Origin of the sequence: Commensalibacter sp. M0268, from assembly GCF_016101925.1 — a bacterium.
Taxonomy (GTDB): Bacteria; Pseudomonadota; Alphaproteobacteria; order Acetobacterales; family Acetobacteraceae; genus Commensalibacter; species Commensalibacter melissae.
This window is the reverse complement of the sequence record NZ_JACFPQ010000003.1, coordinates 238,603-259,956: the sequence shown is the minus strand read 5'-3', so window position 1 is coordinate 259,956 and position 21,354 is coordinate 238,603. Positions and strand designations below refer to the sequence as shown.

Annotated in this window: 20 protein-coding genes; 8 read left to right on the top strand and 12 right to left on the bottom strand. The window is 38.8% G+C overall.

The annotated features are described in order from the left end of the window. The 3 genes from H3R28_RS06725 to H3R28_RS06715 are packed head-to-tail and all read left to right on the top strand — an operon-like array spanning position 1 to position 2,329. The gene (locus H3R28_RS06725; protein ID WP_122124115.1) at positions 1 to 792 is read left to right on the top strand and encodes an ABC transporter ATP-binding protein; all 792 of its coding nucleotides are present in this window, start codon (positions 1 to 3) and stop codon (positions 790 to 792) included. Further along, on the top strand, positions 789 to 1,739 hold the full coding sequence (locus H3R28_RS06720; RefSeq protein ID WP_198210341.1) for an MlaD family protein: 951 nt from the start codon (positions 789 to 791) through the stop codon (positions 1,737 to 1,739). Before H3R28_RS06725 ends, H3R28_RS06720 begins: the two co-directional genes overlap by 4 nt. Then, entirely contained in the window at positions 1,736 to 2,329 is a 594-nt protein-coding gene (locus H3R28_RS06715; protein ID WP_155569680.1) for a membrane integrity-associated transporter subunit PqiC, read from the top strand. The genes H3R28_RS06720 and H3R28_RS06715 overlap by 4 nt, the downstream gene beginning before the upstream one ends. A 5-nt stretch (positions 2,330 to 2,334) precedes the next feature. Here H3R28_RS06715 and rbfA read toward each other — a convergent pair whose 3' ends face one another. From rbfA to acnA, 6 genes are all read right to left on the bottom strand, one after another. Next, a complete protein-coding gene (gene rbfA / locus H3R28_RS06710; RefSeq protein WP_198210338.1) occupies positions 2,335 to 2,760 on the bottom strand; it encodes a 30S ribosome-binding factor RbfA in 426 nt (141 codons plus the stop codon). After that, positions 2,760 to 5,579, bottom strand: coding sequence for a translation initiation factor IF-2 (gene infB, locus H3R28_RS06705; RefSeq protein WP_198210336.1), 2,820 nt, complete (start codon positions 5,577 to 5,579; stop codon positions 2,760 to 2,762). The genes rbfA and infB overlap by 1 nt, the downstream gene beginning before the upstream one ends. Positions 5,580 to 5,638: 59 nt before the next feature. Continuing rightward, entirely contained in the window at positions 5,639 to 6,223 is a 585-nt protein-coding gene (locus H3R28_RS06700; protein ID WP_198210334.1) for an RNA-binding protein, read from the bottom strand. A 92-nt stretch (positions 6,224 to 6,315) separates the two neighbouring features. Then, complete coding sequence (gene nusA, locus H3R28_RS06695) at positions 6,316 to 7,845, bottom strand: transcription termination factor NusA (RefSeq protein ID WP_198210332.1); 1,530 nt, start codon at positions 7,843 to 7,845, stop codon at positions 6,316 to 6,318. Between the two features lie 61 nt (positions 7,846 to 7,906). Beyond that, positions 7,907 to 8,449 (bottom strand): ribosome maturation factor RimP, encoded by a 543-nt coding sequence (rimP, locus tag H3R28_RS06690; RefSeq protein ID WP_155568585.1) that lies wholly within the window; start codon positions 8,447 to 8,449, stop codon positions 7,907 to 7,909. 213 nt (positions 8,450 to 8,662) lie between these two features. Further along, complete coding sequence (acnA, locus tag H3R28_RS06685) at positions 8,663 to 11,347, bottom strand: aconitate hydratase AcnA (RefSeq protein WP_155568586.1); 2,685 nt, start codon at positions 11,345 to 11,347, stop codon at positions 8,663 to 8,665. Positions 11,348 to 11,530: 183 nt separating this feature from the next. Between acnA and ccmA the strand changes: the two genes are divergently transcribed. Next, positions 11,531 to 12,151 carry a heme ABC exporter ATP-binding protein CcmA gene (ccmA, locus tag H3R28_RS06680; RefSeq protein WP_155569684.1) on the top strand — a complete coding sequence of 207 codons (621 nt, stop codon included), beginning with the start codon at positions 11,531 to 11,533 and terminating at the stop codon, positions 12,149 to 12,151. A 12-nt stretch (positions 12,152 to 12,163) separates the two neighbouring features. Then, positions 12,164 to 12,826, top strand: coding sequence for a heme exporter protein CcmB (gene ccmB / locus H3R28_RS06675; protein ID WP_232351255.1), 663 nt, complete (start codon positions 12,164 to 12,166; stop codon positions 12,824 to 12,826). 6 nt (positions 12,827 to 12,832) lie between these two features. Here ccmB and H3R28_RS06670 read toward each other — a convergent pair whose 3' ends face one another. Then, complete coding sequence (locus H3R28_RS06670; RefSeq protein WP_155569686.1) at positions 12,833 to 13,198, bottom strand: copper resistance protein CopC; 366 nt, start codon at positions 13,196 to 13,198, stop codon at positions 12,833 to 12,835. 129 nt (positions 13,199 to 13,327) lie between these two features. Between H3R28_RS06670 and H3R28_RS06665 the strand changes: the two genes are divergently transcribed. Beyond that, the gene (locus H3R28_RS06665; RefSeq protein WP_198210330.1) at positions 13,328 to 13,690 is read left to right on the top strand and encodes a hypothetical protein; all 363 of its coding nucleotides are present in this window, start codon (positions 13,328 to 13,330) and stop codon (positions 13,688 to 13,690) included. 125 nt (positions 13,691 to 13,815) lie between these two features. On the opposite strand, the gene H3R28_RS09080 is transcribed toward H3R28_RS06665, so the two are convergent. After that, the gene (locus H3R28_RS09080; RefSeq protein ID WP_155572344.1) at positions 13,816 to 17,181 is read right to left on the bottom strand and encodes a S41 family peptidase; all 3,366 of its coding nucleotides are present in this window, start codon (positions 17,179 to 17,181) and stop codon (positions 13,816 to 13,818) included. A gap of 133 nt (positions 17,182 to 17,314) precedes the next feature. Here H3R28_RS09080 and H3R28_RS06655 point away from each other — a divergent pair, with 133 nt between their 5' ends. After that, positions 17,315 to 17,557 carry a DUF3297 family protein gene (locus H3R28_RS06655; RefSeq protein WP_110439118.1) on the top strand — a complete coding sequence of 81 codons (243 nt, stop codon included), beginning with the start codon at positions 17,315 to 17,317 and terminating at the stop codon, positions 17,555 to 17,557. Between the two features lie 63 nt (positions 17,558 to 17,620). Here the strand turns inward: H3R28_RS06655 and H3R28_RS06650 are convergent, their stop codons facing one another. The 4 genes from H3R28_RS06650 to H3R28_RS06635 form a co-directional block, all read right to left on the bottom strand. Next, positions 17,621 to 18,358 (bottom strand): dienelactone hydrolase family protein, encoded by a 738-nt coding sequence (locus H3R28_RS06650; RefSeq protein WP_198210328.1) that lies wholly within the window; start codon positions 18,356 to 18,358, stop codon positions 17,621 to 17,623. Positions 18,359 to 18,379: 21 nt separating this feature from the next. After that, positions 18,380 to 18,826, bottom strand: coding sequence for an META domain-containing protein (locus H3R28_RS06645; protein WP_122124129.1), 447 nt, complete (start codon positions 18,824 to 18,826; stop codon positions 18,380 to 18,382). A 91-nt stretch (positions 18,827 to 18,917) separates the two neighbouring features. Further along, positions 18,918 to 19,304, bottom strand: coding sequence for a fluoride efflux transporter CrcB (gene crcB, locus H3R28_RS06640; protein ID WP_110439121.1), 387 nt, complete (start codon positions 19,302 to 19,304; stop codon positions 18,918 to 18,920). Positions 19,305 to 19,415: 111 nt separating this feature from the next. Beyond that, positions 19,416 to 20,711 carry a radical SAM protein gene (locus H3R28_RS06635; protein ID WP_198210326.1) on the bottom strand — a complete coding sequence of 432 codons (1,296 nt, stop codon included), beginning with the start codon at positions 20,709 to 20,711 and terminating at the stop codon, positions 19,416 to 19,418. 331 nt (positions 20,712 to 21,042) lie between these two features. Here H3R28_RS06635 and H3R28_RS06630 point away from each other — a divergent pair, with 331 nt between their 5' ends. After that, positions 21,043 to 21,351, top strand: coding sequence for a TRL-like family protein (locus H3R28_RS06630; RefSeq protein ID WP_198210324.1), 309 nt, complete (start codon positions 21,043 to 21,045; stop codon positions 21,349 to 21,351). Positions 21,352 to 21,354 lie beyond the last annotated feature (3 nt).

Genomic DNA, 21,354 nt, shown 5'->3' with positions numbered 1-21,354 from the left:
ATGAGTAACCAATCCAGCAATATACTTCTATCCGTTAAAAATCTCACCATTGGTTACGGTACAAAGGTTATCCAGAAAAACATTAATTTTGACGTTAAGCAAGGCAGCATTTTTGCCCTAATGGGTGGTAGTGGATGTGGAAAAAGTACACTTCTTAAATCCATGATAGGGCTTTTAGAACCAATAGCGGGTGATTATCTTGTCAAGAATGAAAATTACTGGAGAGTTTCGAGAAAACATCGCATAAAAATCGCGCATAATTTTGGTATTTTGTTTCAAAATGCTGCTCTATGGAGCTCTATGACAGTAGGTGAAAATGTTGCACTTCCATTGCAACTTTTTACCAACCTTTCTCCAGAAATGATTCATCGATTGGTAGAATTAAAACTGGGGCTAGTTGGAATGGAATATGCCATTAACCTGTATCCCTCTGAATTAAGCGGAGGAATGAGAAAACGGTGTGGCTTGGCTAGAGCTCTTGCCCTTGATCCAGAAATCCTATTTTTTGATGAACCCTCAGCCGGACTTGATCCCATCACTTCTAAGAGACTTGATGATTTAATTCTCACCTTACGAAATGGATTGGGAACCACAATCATCATAGTCAGTCACGAATTATCAAGTTTATTTACAATTGCAGATGATGGTATATTCCTTGACGCGGAATCAAAGACACCCCTTGCCCATGGTTCACCACAAGAAATGCACGATCATCCATCCTGTCAATTGGTATACGATTTTATGCATAGACAACGTTATGAAAATGCAGAAGAGAAAGAAGAACAAAGATGACCATTAATAAACAAACCACAATCGGGGCTTTTGTATTGGGAGGAATAATTCTTGCTCTTTGTGCTGTTATTTTTTTCAGTAATTTTAATCTTTTTTCAAAAAAAGAGCATGCCATAATCGTTTTTCCAAGCTCAATATCAGGATTATCCATTGGAGCGCCTGTTACGTTTAGAGGAGTACAGGTAGGAACCGTTGATTCCATTAATCTCCAATTCGATCAAGGCAGTCACAAAGCCTATATCCCTGTAGTAATCAATATTGATCCCAGAAAAATCCGCATAGGATATAAATATAATAATTTTAAAAAACTATTGGAAAAAATGATAGAAAATGGACTTTGTGCAGAAATTAGCACAGAAAGTTTTGTTACCGGTACGTCCAATATTTTTCTTGATTTTGATTTGCAGAATGCCCCTCACTTTCATCCTGTGATTGCAAAAAATCTTACAGAAATACCTTCCCGTCCCTCTACGTTTCAAAAAATCAAATCCGAATTAATGAATCTACAACTTGAACAACTTTCCAGAAACCTAAATGACACTGCACAAAAAATAGGACAACTTGCCGAAACTTTAAACAAACAAACTCCTGATCTTATTAATAGCGTCAAGAAAACATCAGATAGTACAAATATTCTGGTGACTCATATCAACAAAAACATAGAGGGTTTATTGAAGAACTTTAATAAATTGCTTGTTGATGGAGATGTCCAACTTCGTTCACGCGGAAAAGAGCTTCACATTCTATTAAACAATTCAAACAAAGCCGTGTCATCAGCATCAGAAATGATTGATAATGTGAAAACGCTTACCTCATCCCGTTCACCTTCACGAAACAATCTTGAAATTATCCTGAAGAACCTTGCTGATGCTTCCACTTCACTTCGAGGATTTTCGCGGGAAATAGAACGTAATCCTAAATTATTACTGATTGGTCGAAAACAATGAATAAATTCATCGCTTTATCCTCATTAAGTACCTTATTTATTCTCGGGGGATGCAGTGCTCCCCCTCTTAAATATTACACTTTCAATGAAAATATTATAAATCAGTCGACAAACAAAATTACACAATATTCTGAAACTTCCCCCACTATTATCATTACACCGATCACAGTACCGGATTACCTTGACACAACCGATATTGTTACCCGAGAAAACAGCAATCTTCATCATAGTGTCAACGGAAGAATGAGTAGCGTTTTATCCGTTGCCGTAACCGATTATGTTACACATTTGCTATCCGTAAAAAATCCAACTCTATTCATAACCAATCAAAGACAGGTTGGTATGCCAACAAGTCAGATCCTGATCAATATCAGCCACTTGGATGTACAAAATCTGGGGAATCAAAATGGCTCAGCAATCTTGGAAGCTGATTGGTCCATTATTCCCAGAAATGAACATCTACCCATCAACAAACAAAAAGGAACCTTTTTTGCATCGGGTTCCATTGCTTCTGACAGTGATGTAATCAAAATAGAACAGGCTCTATTAATCCAACTGGTTAATCAAATCAGTAAAAATCCTTTGTACTAACTTGATTATTGATTTTCTTTTTCAAGGTCTCTCAAAACTTCCGGACTATTCAGCACTGCATCAATCTTAGCTGCATAGTCCAAAGTTGTATCAGGCTGAAATCTCAAATCAGGTAAAAATTTAAGTCTAATTTTTTGTGACAGCTGGTTTCTCAAATAAGGTGCAACTCGTTTTAACGCAGGTAAAAAATCCCCTACATCACTTTTCCCTAAGTGAGAAATATATACAATTGCATGACGCAAATCAGGCGTCATGCGCACTTCCGTTACTGTAAATTTCTGTCCCTGAAGTTCATGCACACGAAATTCAATCCGGATGAATAAATCTGCCAAAATATGCCTGATTTCTTCAGCAACGCGCAATTGCCGTTGAGAAGGGCCTTTTGAATCCTTTTTCAAAAAATCCTTCCCAGTTACTATAAATTTATCCATCAAGCCTGTACTGTTTCAATTTCATAACATTCAACAACGTCTCCCTCTCGCAAGTCATTGTATCCTGCAAAAGAAAGTCCACATTCATAATCATGTGCCACTTCTTTGACATCATCCTTGAAACGTTTAAGCTGGCTTAAATTACCCTGATGAATAACAACATTGTCACGCAACAACCGAACACCGCAACCTCGACGAACCACACCCTGTGTTACGTAACATCCTGCAACCTTACCAGTTTTACTGATGGTAAAGACTTTACGAATTTCTGCATAACCCAAGAATTTCTCACGCTGTTTTGGTGCAATACGTCCTTTAATAATCTGTTCAATATCATCAACCACCTGATAAATAATTGAATAATAATGAATATCAACACCTTCATGCTGTGCAAGTTCTCTAGCCTGCGTTGTTGCCCTTACATTAAAGGCGATAATGATAGCCTGTGATGCTTTGGCAAGTTGAACATCACTTTCCGTAATCTGACCAACTGTTGCGGATAAAACGCGAACTTTAATTTCCTCATGTTCAAGTTTCTGAACTGTTGCCTGAATAGCCTCAGCAGATCCCTGAACATCAGCCTTGATTAAGACAGCAATTTCTTTTTGCTCATTTGCTTGAATACGCGCAAGCATCTGATCCAAGGTTCCACGTGCAGCCATTCTAACCGCCGCCTGTTTTTCACGAGCCTTACGTTGCCTAAATTCAGAAATTTCACGAGCTTTACTTTCATTATCCACAACAACAAAAGGCTCACCAGCACGAGGTACACCCGTTAAACCCAAAAGCTCTACGGGTGTGGAAGGTCCAGCTTTTTTCATATTCTTGCTTTTATCATCCAGCATCGCACGAACACGACCCCATTCAGAACCAGCGACAATAACATCTCCTTTATTCAAGGTTCCTTTCTGAACCAATAAAGTCGCAACAGGTCCACGTCCCTTGTCCAAACGGCTTTCAATAACAGCACCCTCTGCCACTCTATTCGGGTTTGCTTTTAATTCCAACAATTCAGCCAGCAAAATGATTGCTTCTTCCAGTTTGTCCAAACCGATATGTTTTTTAGCCGAAACTTCAACATCCTGAGTATCACCCCCCATTTTCTCAACGACGATTTCATGATTCAAAAGCTCCTGTCTTACACGGTCAGGATTGGCTCCAGGTAAATCACATTTATTAATGGCGACAATAATTGGAACATTTGCAGCTTTAGCATGTTTAATTGCCTCAATTGTCTGAGGCATGACCCCATCATCCGCAGCAACAACAAGCACCACGATATCTGTCACTGACGCTCCCCTGGAACGCATCGCCGTGAATGCCTCATGACCAGGCGTATCTAAAAAGGTGATTTTAGCACCTGACTGCATTCTAACCTGATAGGCGCCAATATGCTGGGTAATCCCACCAGCCTCCTTATGCGCAATATCCGTTGTCCGCAGAGCATCCAGCAAAGAGGTTTTACCATGATCAACATGTCCCATCACCGCTACAACAGGTGGACGAGGCAATTTATCCTCATCCTTATCCTCTACACCTTCAATACCAAGTTCAACATCACTATCGGCAACCCTATGCACACGATGACCAAATTCCTCGATAATCAATTCGGCCGTGTCTGCATCCAATGACTGATTAACTGTTGCCATCACACCCATTTTCATCAGGGCTTTAATAACGACTCCTTGGCGTGTCGCCATACGATTGGCAAGTTCTTGTACGGTAATTGTTTCTGGAAGAGTGACATCACGAACAACCTTTACCTGATCCGTACGTAATTTCTCCAACTCTGCTTGACGGCGTTCACGTTCTCTTTGACGACGTACCGAAGCCAATGAACGAACTTTATTATCATCCTCGCCCTCAATCGCTGCCTGAATATCTATTTTACCAGAACGTCGACCATCCCCCTTGTTTCGACTACTGCTTTTACGATTTACACCGCTTCCACGACGGGATGAACCACGACGACCTTCCCCTTCATCAGAATCCATATCATCCTGAACATTAATCCTGCGTGAAGATTCAACAGATTTCTTATTTATTTTTCCGTCTTTTTCAGATGTTTTGACATTAAGAACAGATTCACTTGAATTTTTTACTGAGGTTTTACCAGAAACGGATTCTCCATTCTTAACAGACTCACTCACCACAGGTTTTTCAGGCAAAATAGCCCTTTTTGCCAAAGGTTCCACAGGAACAGGTTCTGGTGCCAAGGTAATTTCACCAGGAATAGGAACCTTGGAAACCTTGACCCGACGTAATGGAGGTTCAGATGCAGTTTTCGTTTTTTTGGATTTTATAGTTTTTTTAGATTCTTCTTCTGTCTCAGATACAGCAATTTTTCCCTGCTCAACAGTTTCTTTGCCTTCTTCCTGCGCAGCCTTTTCAGCCTCTGCCTGAGCCTTGGCTAGAACTTTCTCTTCTTCCTGTTTTTTACGTAATCTCTCCGCTTCTGAAAGAATAGATATTTTTTCCTGTTCTTGACGTTCAAGATTTTTACGCTGCTGTTCAAGCTTTTGTTCTTCCAGAACACGCTGTCTGATGGCTAATTCTGCAGCTGTCAAGGAGCGTTTACTCGAACCAGCAGATGCTTTTTTTGCCGCAGGTTTACGGACACTATTAACCTGTTTTTCCTTACTGCCAGGCGCACTACGCTTTTTACGTACTTCAACCTGGACAACCTTGCTGCGTCCATGGCTAAAACTTTGCCTAATAGATCCGGCATCGACAATCTGCCCCACGTCCCTTTTTACTGATGAACGTAAAGATAAACGTTTTTTACCCTGTCCTTGTTCTTGATCGTTGCCTTCGCTCATATACCTGCCTGTTCTTAAATCCATTTTCGATGGGTTGACTTATTCCATCGATTTATACCCTAATTTATTATTCCTGATAACCGTTTATTATCAAAAAGAATTTGTTTTACAAACGGTCCCTTGTAAATTGCTGCATGAACTATATATTCTCGACCAAAAATCATTCCTAATTCTTTTGCCGTAAAAACTGCCATGACAGGTAAAAGACCCGTTCCTGATAATATACGCTTTTTTTCTTCTTCACTACCATCTATAGCCTGTATAATCAATCCAGCAATATTCTGAGAAATCTTTTCTCTTACTTTTACAAAACCGTACGTAATCTGTCCAGCACGTCTCGCAAAACCAAATGTATCCTTAATTTTATTCCGCAAACCATCCCTAATTATTGACACCAAATTTTCCGGAACCGTAACCTGACATTGCATTGCACGTGAGAACGAACGCATTTCTATCGCCTTATGTATGATATTTTTATCGGCTTTCAACCACATCCCTCTTCCAGGAAGCCGTTCTGTCAAATCTGGAACAATATATCCATCTGGCGACAAAACAAAACGAATTAAATTTTCAGGATCATCTCTTTCCCTTGTAACCACACAGAAACGTTGACGATTCGCCGAGCTATCAGGCCTTTTATTCATTAGCGTAAACTATTCAAAATTAAAAGAAAATAATAAATCAAAATGATTAGGCCTCCCATGAAGCCTAATCATTTAAATATCATTATCAAATTTTATTCTTTATCTTGACTTTCCTCGCTTCCCTCTTCTTCAAACCAATGTTCTCTGGCCTGCATAATAATTGCATTGGCTGTTTCTTCATCAATTGCATCTGCACCAAGAATCTCGATCAGTTCATCACTGGCAAGGTCAGCTAAATCATCAAGCGTTTTCACCCCTTTTTCACCCAATAAGATCAACATTTGTGGTGTAAAGCAATCAAGTTCCACAAGCTCATCCGAAACCCCAAGAGCCTGCCTTTTCTCATCCAGAGAACGATGTTGTTTTTCCAAACATTCTTCTGCCCTCTGGACAAGCTCTTGCGCGATATTTGCATCAAAACCTTCAATTTCAGCCAATTCCTGGGGATCGGCAAAAGCAAGCTCCTCAATAGTATGAAAACCTTCTGTAACCAACAGGCCGGCAATCACATCATCAACATCCAGCTCTTCGGCAAAAATAGCGGATCTGCGACGGAATTCTTCTTGTCTACGATCTGATTCTTCTGTTTCGGTCAGAATATCAATGTCCCATCGTGTCAATTGACTGGCCAAACGAACATTTTGTCCACGACGTCCAATAGCTAAACTCAATTGATCATCTGGAACCACAACCTCCACACGCCCAGCTTCCTCATCCATGACAACTTTTGTAACTTCCGCCGGTGCCAAGGCATTCACGACAAAGGTGGCTGCCTGACCGCTCCAAGGAATGATATCAATTTTTTCCCCTTGCAATTCCTGTACTACAGCTTGTACACGAGACCCCCTGACCCCAACACAAGCACCAACAGGATCAATGGTACTGTCTTTTGAAATAACAGCCATTTTCGCTCGGGAACCCGGATCTCTGGCGACTGCCTTAATCTCGATAATACCATCATAGATTTCAGGCACTTCCTGTGCAAACAATTTCGCCAAAAATGCGGGGTGCGTCCTAGATAAAAAGATCTGTGGACCACGTGGCTCCTTACGAACATCACAAATATAGGCTCTTACACGCTCTGAATTCCGAAAGTTTTCTCTTGGAATCAATTCATCACGCCTTAACAAAGCTTCGACACAGCCAATTTCCACCAACAGATTGCCATATTCAGTTCGTTTCACTGTTCCATTCACAATTTCACCAATACGGTCCTTGAAATCCTCATATTGACGATTCCGTTCACATTCACGAACACGTTGCACGATAACCTGCTTTGCAGTCTGTGCAGCGATACGGCCAAAATCTATGGGTGGCAATGGATCAATAAGATATTCACCAATCTTAATATCAGGCTGTATCTTGAGCGCAATTTTATATGGAATTTGTGAAGCCTCATTTTCAACTTCCTCCACGACTTCTGTCCATCGGGAAAGGCGCACCTCTCCCGTCTTACGATCAATTATCGCACGAATGTCTTTTTCATGACCATATTTAGCGCGTCCAGCCTTTTGAATGGCCTGTTCCATCGCTTCGAGAATCTCTTCCCGGCTAATGGCTTTTTCACGTGCAACAGCATCAGCAACCAATAACAATTCAGGACGAGCAACAGACGTATCCATTTTAACCTCACAATCTATTATACCAGATTAAACCGGTTTTGATTTTATTTTCACTTATACTTTATTCAGTTTCCGACCCAGATAAAGCATTGACCATATGACTGCATGCATCAATTAAAGAATCAGTCAGCACCAATTTAGCCTTGCGTATTTCTGACAAAGGCAATTCAATTTCAGAACCTGTATCTAAACGCATACGCGCATTCTGTTCATCCGCTCCCAGGGCAATCCCGGAAAACCGTCTTCTGCCTTCAATTGGAATCATCATTTCCACTTTGGCAAGATGACCCGCAAAACGGTTCCAATCTTTTACACGCACCAAGGGACGATCGATTCCGGCGGAGGAAACCTCCAATGTCCAGGGACCTTCCATAGGATCATGAACATCCATTACAGCACTTACAGCATGACTGATCTGTTCACAATCCTCAACATTAATCAGACTACCATCAGCCCGATCCACCATAATCTGTAAGGTTAAAGCTTGTTTGCCCAACAAAGCCACTCTAACCAACTCATATCCCATATCAATCAAAATGGGTTCAATCAAAGCGATAACACGTTGTTCAATACGTACATCAGAAATATTTTCTACGGATTCCAAAATAAAAAAGGCGGCCGACTAAGGCCACCCCCCACATCTAACGGAAGACAATTTTGTATTAATTTAACAATCTTATAAATGCTTTACAAGTAACAAATCCAAATATTTATAATTCCATGATAATGACATGTTATGTTTGGATATATTACAAATGAAAAGTGACCTGTTTAACAAATAAACAGGTCACTTACACTTTAAAACAGATTTTAAGACTTAGGCCATTAGTCTGAGAACATAAGGCAAAATGCCACCATTACGATAATATTCCACCTCTTCTTGTGTATCAACACGACAGATCACAGGAATATCCTGATGTGAACCATCATTGCGAGTTATTCTCATAATCATTTTTTGACGCGGTTTTAAAGTTTCGATACCCAAAATATCGATTTTTTCATCACCCTTCAATCCCAACGTTTTACGTGTTGTACCCTCTTCAAATAAGAGTGGCAATACACCCATTCCAACAAGATTAGAACGATGAATACGTTCAAAACTTTCAGCAATAACGGCTTTTACTCCCAACAACGTCGTACCTTTTGCCGCCCAGTCACGGGAGGAACCCATTCCGTATTCTTTACCGCCAAAAACAACCAATGGTGTATTTTCTTTTTGGTATTCCATGGCAACATCATAGATTGCTCCTTCCTTACCATCAGGATAATGCTTACTATATCCACCTTCAACTCCTGGAACCATTTCATTACGAATACGGATATTGGCAAAAGTGCCACGCATCATGACCTCATGATTACCACGACGTGAACCATACGAGTTAAAGTCCTCCACCCTGACTCCATGTTCAGTCAAATATCTGCCAGCAGGGGAATCTTTACGAATGGAACCAGCTGGAGATATATGATCTGTTGTAACATTATCCCCTAATAACGCCAATATTCTTGCCCCTTTAATATCATGACGGGCTTCAGGATGCCGCTTCATTCCTTCAAAATAGGGAGGATTACGAACATAGGTTGATTTTGAATCCCAATCATAAGTCTGAGATCCAGTTGCCACAGCCAATCTCTGCCATTCAACCGTACCTTTACTGATATTATCATATCCCTTACGGAATTCTTCACGCGTAATCGCTGCTGCCATTACCTCTTTGATTTCCTCTGTTGAAGGCCAAATATCATGTAGATAAATTTCCTTACCATCCTTGGAAACACCAATAGGATCCTTTGTAATATCCTTACGCAAGGTTCCCAATAAAGCATAAGCGACTACCAACGGTGGACTTGCCAGATAGTTTGCGCGAACGTTTGGAGAAATACGTCCCTCAAAGTTACGGTTTCCCGAAAGAACCGCTGTTGCCACCAAATTGTTATTTTCGATAGTGTCAACAATTTCTGGTGCCAGAGGACCAGAATTTCCGATACAGGTTGTACAACCATATCCAACAATATTGAATCCAAGCGCATCAAGAGATGGAATTAACCCGGCCTTTTCTAAATATTCAGTAACAACTTTTGAACCAGGTGCAAGAGACGTTTTAACCCAAGGCTTCCGCTTCAACCCCAAAGCATGTGCTTTTTTTGCCAATAAACCAGCAGCAATCATCACTTCCGTATTAGAGGTATTGGTGCATGAAGTAATTGCCGCAATTACAACTGAACCATGTTCGAGTTTAAAATCTTTACCGGCAACAGCACAAGCGACATCTTGATCTTTACCTTCAACATGGAATCCTGAAGACAGCTCTTTGACGAATGCAGAGGTTGCATCGCTGAGGCTGATACGATCTTGTGGACGACGAGGACCTGAAATAGAGGGAACAACATTACCAATATCCAGTTCCAAAGTATCAGTAAATTCTGGTTCTTCCGCATTCGCTTCACGGAACATACCCTGTGCTTTAAGGTAAGCTTCCACCAACTTAATCTGATGATCGTCACGACCGGTTAATTTGAGGTAATCCAAAGCTTGCTGGTCAACCGGGAAGAACCCACATGTTGCGCCATATTCAGGTGCCATGTTTGCAATTGTAGCCCGTGTATAAAGTGGTAAATGATCCAAAGCCGGACCATAAAATTCAACAAACTTGCCAACAACACCCTTCTTACGTAACATCTGTGTAATTGTCAGAACAAGATCTGTTGCAGTTACACCCTTTGCCAATTTTCCTGTTAACCGGAAGCCGATAACATCCGGTATTAACATTGTAATCGGTTGCCCCAACATGGCTGCTTCAGCTTCGATACCTCCAACACCCCAGCCAAGAACACCCAATCCGTTGACCATTGTTGTATGGGAATCTGTTCCAAAAAGAGTGTCTGGATAGGCATAGGTTTTTCCATCTTCATCACGAAGCCAAACAACCTTGGCAATATGTTCCAAATTAACCTGATGACAAATTCCAGTATCAGGTGGAACAACGGAAAAGCCCTTGAACGCTTCTTGTCCCCAACGAAGGAAAGCATACCGCTCAGCGTTTCGTTCAAATTCAAGCGTTATATTTTCTTTCAGTGCCGCATCAGATCCAAATTTATCGACCATTACAGAATGATCAATCACCAGATTTACCGGAATTAGTGGATTAACCTTTTGCGGATCACCTTTTAACTGGGTCATTCCTTCACGCATGGCAGCCAAATCGACAACAGCTGGAACCCCTGTAAAATCCTGCATCAAAATACGGGAAGGACGAAAAGGCACTTCGGACTGGCTATGATGATTCTTTTGCCATTCTATAATTGCCTTGGCATTGTCTACCGTAAAAGATTGACCATTTTCAAAGCGTAAAACATTTTCCAGCAATACTTTTAAGGTATTTGGTAAACGACGAAAATTACCCAATTTTTTCTCTGCTTCAACCAGTGAAAAATAATGATAGGTTTTTCCATCGACTTCCAACGTTTTACATGTTTTTAAATTATCCTGACCAATCAGTTTCATAATGATATCCTTAAATTATGTCGTTAGATAATCGTGTATAAACAACATTTTATATTTGTTATCTCGCCAATTACACTATACTTATTATATCTTGAATATCATAAAAGCAATTATTCATGGGCTTTTACAATTTCACTAAACAGTGTACTTTTGTAACTTAAAATCATTTTTGAAACCCTTTTCATGACCGTATCTATTGTCAATCTAACCACATTTCGAAATGAAAAACTGGTCCTGAACAATATCAATTTTTCTCTATCTGCAGGGGAAAGTCTCTGTATCCATGGTCCAAATGGCGTTGGCAAAAGTACGTTATTAAGAATTCTCGCAGGGTTCAGAAAACCAGATTCAGGTAATGTTTTATGGAACTCCAGAAACATCTTTGAACATCATGAAATTTATGAAAATTATCTTCAAACTATTGCCTGGTTGGGTCATTCAAACGCCTTAAAACCGATTATGACTGTGAGAGAGAACCTGCAGTTATATTCAAAATTTTACAAAACCAATCTTCACGATTGTTTGAAAAAATTTAATTTATACCATTTAATTGATACTCCCGTTCGATTATTATCCGCTGGTCAAAAACGTCGCACAGCCTTGGCCCGCATTTTGCTTAAACCTGCAACAATTTGGTTGCTAGATGAACCAACCGTTGGGTTGGATAGAGAAAACATGATCAATCTTGCTGAAATATTTGCCTCTTTTCAAAAAAACGGTGGCATGATTTTAGTCAGTACACATACAGATCTTCCGTTGATCAACGCAAGATCTCTTAATCTTTCACTCCCTTCCTTACATTAAGAGATCATTCCCATGCCTTTCATTCTTCTTTTACAACGAGAAATATTACTTTCTTTCCGGCATGCCAGTGATACCGTTGGAACAATCCTGTTTTTTATTTTGACATCGACTCTTTTCCCACTTGCGCTTGGACCAGAACCTCAAAGACTTCAGCAAATAGCCCCCGCCATTTTGTGGGTTTGCGCCCTGTTGGCCGCTTTGTTGCCTATGGAACGCATATTCCAGCAAGATTATGAGGATGGATCCCTGGATCAATTTTTTTTGCTTGGAATATCTCCCTCTACCTTGGCTTTCACCAAAATGACAGGCCACTGGTTATGTACAGGAATCCCTCTTCTCTGCGCCAGTATCCCCTTAACAATTTTATATAACTTACCCATATCAATCCTGCCCATTTTTATTATCAGCCTTTCACTTGGAACCGCCTGTCAATCTCTTGTTGGGGGAATGACAAATTCTATTGCCCTTGGAGCCAAGAAAAACTCTTTTTTGCTCCCTATATTAACTTTTCCCTTGTTAACCCCCGTCCTTATTTTTGGCACCATGCTTATTGATGCAAAATTAAATAATCTCGCATTCCTACCCAATCTTCAATTACTCGGGGCATGTTTTGCTATTGCTCTACCTTTTTGCCCACTTGCTGCTGGGGCAGGTTTACGATTGGCAATAGAATAAACAAAATCAGGGATTAACAGCCTCAAAAGGAATTTCACCTGTACTTTCCTCCCCTTTCCAATTCCAAACATGCCATTGCAAGATATATTGCCCCGCCTTTAACGGATATGATGTTTTAACTTCCCTGTGATTTAAAGCAGTTGTTGCGGGAATCAAATCAGGTTGTCCAGATTGATTTATCAATAACAAACGACTGCGGAAAGGATCAAATTCATGGTCATAAACCAAATGAATTTCTTGATTCCCGGCCTTAATTTTCTGATGTGGCTGAGGATTGGAAAACTTTAAACCAATTGCATTAGCTGTACCAGTCGATAATAACAAGACAGTGCAGCAGGCCATAAAAATTAATTTATTTTGTTTTTTACTCATTTTGAAAGCCCTTTTAAATTTATTCTTTCAAATCTTTCAAAAAAAACTATAGCCCTATAAAATGGTTAAAACCAGTCCTTACAATAATGACTGCGATCACTTACCTATTAATCTCAACTGGAAAGATAAATGATCTTTCATCTGCGCTCTTTGGCTGTAACCATAATTGCTGGAATTAGTCTAAATATCCTGTTTACCTGTAAAGCTGTCGCCCAATATAAACGATGCTGGCTGGAAAATGGTGTTGTTACTATCAACTGCGCCCCTGCTGATGGTTATTTTTTCATAAATAAACAAAATATATATAAAAAATGTCCAATAGTTGCAGGTATTTTAAAAAAATCCTGCAATATAGAAGATGGTTATGGGTTATTTTATAAAAATTATCATTGGTATCAATGTCCCGTACAACAAGGTAAAAAATTGGATCATTGTACTTTGGCTTCCGGATACCAGATTGTTAAACTGCATCAAACTTTTTTAAAAGACTAACAATCTTTCAACGTTTTGAACATTCAAAAGTCAAATATGACGGCTGTTATCTCTTCTTACTGCTTATATAAACTCTAAAAATGATAACTGTATGGCTTATATTAAGATACCATACAGTTTGAACCCTATTTCCTGTTAAAGGGGATACCGTTCTCAGGATAAGCGGTTTTCCAGGAAGGAGACTGAGGCATAGATACAGGATGATCCCTTAACTCTTTTAGCAAATAATCTATTGCCGTTTCCAATTGTCTATCATGCCCATGCTGTAATTCATCTGGAGTATTCTCAATTTCAATATCTGGATCGACCCCGTGATTTTCAATAATCCATTCTGATTGTAATCCATACAAGCTTTCTTCTGGAATAGTAATATATCCTCCATCCCTTAGAGGCCAAAAACCGCGAATACCACGTACGCCACCCCAGGTTCGCTTGCCAATCAGTTTACCCAAACCATATTTACGAAAATAATAAGGAAAGATATCACCATCAGATGCAGAATACTGGTTGATTAACGTGACCTTAGGTCCAACAATCAACTGTTCAGGCAAGGAATGAGCCATTTTTTCACGGTTTGTGGTCATTCCCACCAAGATTCTCCTTAAACGCTCAAGAAGAATTTCATCGATAAAACCACCACCGTTCCAGCGATCATCAATAATAACTGCCTGTCTATCCAGCTGGGCATAAAACTGACGGATAAACTGCTGCAATCCAAGCTCTTCCATATCTGAAAGATAGATATAGGCTATTTTCCCACCTGATAAACGATCAACCAGTCGACGATTATGTTCAATCCAGTCTTTCTCTCTTAATGACAGTTCACTTTTAATCGTATTGACTGTTACATTTTTCACGGCTTTTGATTGCCGATCCTCAAAAGAGAGTTGGACAGGATTTTCGAGCCCGACAAAAAACCGGTAAGGGTTGGTATCACTCTTTACCTCTTGACCATTTACCGTTAACAGATAATCACCTGCATGAATATTAAATCCTGGTTCAGATAGAGGACTGCGATAGGCTTTGCGGCTATTATCCCCGGAATATATTTTTGCCAAATAATAACGCTGCTTCTGTGCATCATAGGCAAAGTCAACCCCCAATAAGGCTGTAGGAACTGTTTTTATCAAATTCTGTTGATCTCCACCCCCAACATATGTATGTGAATTACCGATTTCTCCAACCATCTGACCAATAAGATAATTGATATCCGACCTTGATCCAGCCAATGGCAATAATTTGGCATAACGATCATGAATTTCATGCCAGTTCTGTCCATTCATTTGGGGATTAACGAAAAGATCACGCTGTAGACGCCAGGCATTATCAAACATTTCCCGCCACTCTTCAGACGGAATGACAAAACTTGTTAAGGATTCAAGCTTTAATGATTTATCTTCCGTATGTTTTTCCTTGGCATCACTAATAACCCACTGGTTATTCTTGTTATATAAAAATTTCTGACCGTCATACGAAAGACTATAATTCTGAATACCCTGTTCAATTATGGTATCTTTCCTCTGTTTAACGTCATAAACATGCAACGCAGGTTTTTCACCCGGAAATTCACTAGAAATCGTTTGTGGAGGACTCATCAAGTAATAAACCTTATCCCCTGCAATCTGCATATCTGTAATCATGCCACCTTCAATTGGTAGGGGAACAATTCGATCTTCCAATCCTTTTTCATCGATCTGAATTGAAGAGATCGTTTTTCCATCCTTCTCTCTTATAACCCTATCTTTATCTACAATTCCCTCATCAGAACGAGGGGCGAATAAGGATGGGGTTGCAACCTGTAGGGTTGCCACATATATTCCCGCGCTTTTAACCGTCAGGGCGTTCATTTCGTTGTCAGCAAAAACAGTATTTTCATGACGATTGGAAACAAAATATAAATATTTTCCATCAGCAGAAAATAGTGGCAAATAATCATTATTGTTTCCAGATGTTAGCTGAACAAACTTATTCGTAGCAAAGTTATAAGCCCAAATTGCCCGTTGCTGATTGGATTGAGTTAAACTATAAACCAACCAATGACTGTCAGGAGAAAAACTAAAATCATGTATTTCCGCATGAATATCGGTGGCAATTTTTTTTACGGATTTACCCTCAAAATCAACTGTCCATAAATTATGGTTGCCATCTGAAAAGGCAAGCTGTTTTCCATCGGGAGAAAAACGCGGAGCATAATAATAACCTGACTTGAAATGGGTTAAAAGCCGTTCGGCCCCTCCCAGAGATGGACGAACGGCAATATTCTGTTCACCATCACTATCTGTTGTATAGGCGATCCATTTTCCATCCGGTGACCAGACGGGATGATCTGCATCTACATTACTTGCATTAATCAAATTTCGGATAGCTCCATTTTCAACAGGAACGGTGAATATATTTCCCCTTGCGGCAAAAGCGGCCCGTTTTCCATTTGGAGCAATCGAGAAATCAGGTTGTTGGGCAGAATCAGTTTTACGTACATCATCAGTCAAAGACACATGACGACGCATGATTTTTATACCATCATCCGGTACAATAACATGGATTTCATGCAGGTGCTCCGATGGAAGATCAAGCACGTATAAATGACCGCCCTGTTGAAAGACAATGCCTTGATCACCCAATGACGGAAAATCAATATCATAATCGGTGAAATGTGTTACCTGGCGTTTTTTTCCTGTCGTTTTGTCATAAACCCATAAATTAACGCGTCGATTGGCATCCCTGTCAGATAAAAAATAAATTTTGTCCTGATACCACATCGGAATGGTATCTGTGCCTTTCCAATGAGTTATTTGTTCCAGTTTTTTTGTATCAAAATCATAAATATAAATATCCTGTGCCAGACCACCATCATAACGTTTCCAGGTTCGAAAATCACGATAGATACGGGTATAAGCAATTTTTTTTCCATCACAATCATAACTTAAAAATCCAGAACGATCCAGGGGAAGCGTTTTTGGCAGACCACCTTTTATGGATACGGAAAAAGGCAAACTCATCCAGCTGTTCCACGCATTGCGACGAGATAAAAATACGATTGATTTCGAATCCGGTGTCCAGGTGACAACCATATTATCAGGTCCCCAACGTTCCGGTGCAGAAGCAACAATGTCAGAATGATAGGTTAATCGTTTGACCTCTCCACCCGCAGCGGGCATGAGATAGACGTCTCTATTGCCTTGATAGCTTCCTGTAAAAGCTAGCCATTGACCATCCGGTGAAAATCTCGGCATCAAATCCTCACCCTGTTCGGAAGTCAACCGAACGGCCGTTCCACCTGATTTTGAAACCTGCCAAAGATTACCCCGTGCCGAAAAAACAATTTTATTCCCATGTAAAGTTGGATAACGCATGAGAACTTGATTGTTTAAAGTTTGACTTTCCTGGGCAAGACCTGGAAAAAAAGTTCCTGCACAACCGATCATTCCGACATGAAACAATATCGTATTTACTAATAAACTATTCCATCTGTTCATGCCAAATCCACGCACTTTATTATCTCCATCTGTTCATGCCCTTTTCAGCCATTAAAATCTTCAATCGCAAAATTGCTTGTCAGGCCGAATCATTTTTTTGTAATAAGTTAAAAACTTATCGCTAAAATCACAACAAGGAAACCTAAAAATGTCAGACGCGCTTCCCGATCGCCTTTCTGCCGATCCACAAAGCCCATACTATAATGAAGAGCTTTTAAACCGTGGAGTTGGTATTCGCTTTAAAGGAGTGGAAAAAGATAATGTTATTGAATATTGTCTGAGCGAACAATGGGTCAAGGTATCCATCGGCAATACATTGACACGCAGTGGCAAGCCCATGAGCATGAAACTCAACGGCCCCGTTGAGGCATACCTCAAAGAGGAAAAATAATATTAAAAATTAAAGTAACGTAAATTTAAATATCATTCATACGTTACTTTTATCGACAGCAATCTAAAAAGAATCCCTTAAAAACCGAATGACAAGCCCCATACACGTTTGAAACAGGGCGGGATCATAGCGTGGCCCTTCATCCCTTAAAAAAGCATGCTGGGCATTGAATTCATGCCATTCATACTGAACCTCTGCTTTTTCCAGGGCTTCACGAATCAATTGCCGACCCGCAAAAGGGATATGGGGATCCTGTTTTCCCCATGTAAACATAACCTTTCCCTTGATATCCTTAAATCGTTTCAAGGTATCATCCCTTTGCCCCTTACCAAGGGTGGCATCATGCACATTGGTGGCATAAAAACAGACAGCTGCTGATATTTCAGGGTTCAGGGCAGCTCTTAACGCTAAATGCCCTCCTAGACATACCCCCATTGATCCAATCTTGCCATTAGAATAAGGATAGGTTTTTAACCATTCAATAACTGACATCGTATCGGAATCATAAGCTGAAACAGGTTTTTCAAATTTCAAACAGTTACCCCGATCCGTCCCTTCCTTATCATATTCCAAGGCAACCCCTGGATTTTCATATTCATGATAGACTTCTGGAACAATAACAATATAACCCTGCCCTGCTATATAAGATGCCAAACGACGAATTGGCTGAGTTACCTGATAAATTTCGGTGTAAAATATGATCGCCGTATATTTTCCCTCTTTGACAGGTCGGAAAATATGGCAACGCATCAAGCCTGTTGGAGTGTTAAGATCCTCTGCCTCATTCGAATAAATAATCACCCATTCATCCTTTTGTTATCATTATTTAAAATATTTTGCGGTTATTAATATCTTATTATTTTCATCAAGCAACCTTAGATATTTTCCACCAATGGAAACTGATTTAACCAATTTTAACTTGTCAAAGAAAAATTCATCCTGCGCATTAACCTGGGGATCCAAACAGGTATTTTGCTGACGTTCAATTTTACTGATTGTAATCTGGTTTCCATTGTTTTGAAAAAATCCAAGAAATTTATTACATAAACCACTTCCATTAATTCGATGTGTATAAGGATTAAAACTTAAATATGTGAATTTCTGATCATTTTGATAGGATTTAATAAATGTTTTTTGATGACTTAAATGTTCAACACGCCATATTGATTCATCAAAAGGAGCTTTACTTTTTGAATCTTGGGCAAAAGCTGAATTTATTCCTGCCCCCAATAACCCCATACCGAAAATCATTACAATAATTTTTTTCATTTAAATTTATCCTTCTATTGCGCTTTCCCATTCAAGTAAATCTACCTAATCATACGAATGAGTTGAAGTAAACAAAATGAATACGAAACAATCAATGAAAACAAGATCTCATCATATAGACCGTTGCAATTCCGAGAATGGTCAACCCTATTGAACAAATAAGATGCGTAAACACTATAATTCCTGCCCACATAAAACGCCCTTCTTGCATGGAAAGAACAACTTCTGCAGAAAAAGATGAAAAGGTTGATAAACCACCCAAAAAACCCGTAATAATGAAGAGGCGCCATGGTAGCAGGACTGGAATTACCACAAAAATTGCCACGGCAATACCAATAAAATAACCAGCAAGACAATTGGCAGCCAAAGTTCCAAGGGGTAAATAAGGAAAAAAAGCGTTCAAGGCAATCCCCAACCACCAGCGCAACAGACAACCCAAGGCCCCACCTATACTGACCATCATAATTGAATTGATCATTCATTTACCTTGTTCATACAATTTATTGAATCAATCCTATAAATAAATCATTCAAAATATTAATAATAATTTGATAATCATAAATAAAACTATTCATCAAATTGATATAATTTATTTTTTTATTATCATATTATTACTTATTTCAATTAACTGATCATAAAAATCATGAATATTAACAATATCTTTTATATTAGTTTCAAAGATATTTCTCTCCACTTTTTTTCCCTGTATATTTGAATAGGCCTCAACAAATACCTTTAGATGACCATCCCATGATAATCTAAGCATAAATTGACCGACAAATCTATTTACTGATATTCTCCTTTGATCCGCCTCTTCAACCTGAAGATCCTGTAAAAAAAATAACTTGTCATTATTTGGCAAAGTCTTACACAACCTTCTTAAATTCACCCAATCACTATCATTTAAAAATTCTCTCTCTTTGAAATCTTTTGAAAGATAAGGGGTATCGAATGTATTGCGAATTTCCACTTTAGAAGCATTATAATCATTAACAAGCCTATTAAATAAATCTGGCAATTCTTTCACGTTGGACTGATATGCCATGATTATAAATTGTATTCTAATTGGATGAACAGATGTCAGGACCGCTTTTTTCAACTTCTCCATATTTTCCAAAAAAATATGTTGTTTGGCACCTTTTCTCAATTGTTCATAAATTACAGAATCAAAGGATTCAAGAGAAATATTGATATGATCTATCCCGGAATTAACAAGCCAATTAAAAAACTGATCTGACATTCTCTTGGCCAGATTAGTTGTAAAAAAAATTTTATTTCTATAAATTTCAGGAACCTTCTCAATATAATCCTTTAATTTGGGATGAAGAGTAGGTTCATGCAGACATGAAAACCAAAATTCACTGTTCCGAATATAAGGCAAAAAACGTAAAGCTGACTCTATAACCTCTTCACTCATAAAATATGTTTTATTTGTCGAGGTATAATCATACAAACAGAATGGGCAGCGTAAGTTACAATTATTAACAATATCCATTGCCATATGTACAAATGGTTGAAATTCCAATCTAATATTTGATGCAAAAGGTATTTTATAATTTGAATTTTTTACTCGAATAACAACATTTTCATGCTCTTTCACACTGAGTACACGTGGGAATTTCATATAGAATGCATAATAACAGCTCCCATCTCCAATTTCTTTAATCGTTTCATAATGCAATTTATCAGCTACAGAAGAGACCAGTATTTCATTTGTCTTCTGCAAAATTGCTTCACAAATCAAACGCTGATTAGGAAAATCCTGATTGCATACCCAACCATATGCATATGAATCACTCAATTCATCTACAAATCCTATAAAAGGCTCATGAACTGTAAATAAGGATTTTAATTTCTTTAATAGTTTTTTAGAAATATTGTACATTATGCAGATTCATAAAAATGAAGGCTGGCTTTATATAATACATATTCGAAAAAATTACGATAAATAAAATATATTTGTACAGAAATAAAATTGGTGAGCCATAAAAAACAATAAATTATTTATAAAATTTCATAAACAGTTATGTATGATCTTCAGCTTGATTGATCAATCCTGTACAAAACCAGTAATAATTTCATAATGTTTATATTTATAATATGCAATATTTATGATTGAAATTCAATAAAAGAACCGCTATTAAAAACCCGTAATTAATTTATTGATAAATAATTACATATTTTAGTACTTATTTTAATATATTATTGGATTTATAATGAAAAAAATATTTTTTTTACTAGCAACCACGGGATTACTAGCCGGATGTGCGGGTGGTAAATCACCAGTGGGACTAGCTTTAATCAGTAATGTAAAAGGCCCTATTTCAGCAACTGATCACACTGTCACCTCAAAAAAAGGTGCAAGTTGTGCCCATAATCTACTAGGTATTGTTGCAAGCGGGGATGCATCAATAGATTCTGCCAAAAAGAAGGCAGGCATAACAAAAGTTTCTTCTGTTGATTATAAAACCACAGGTATTTTCCCCTTTTATGGAAAAACCTGTGTCAATATAAAAGGGGAATAACTT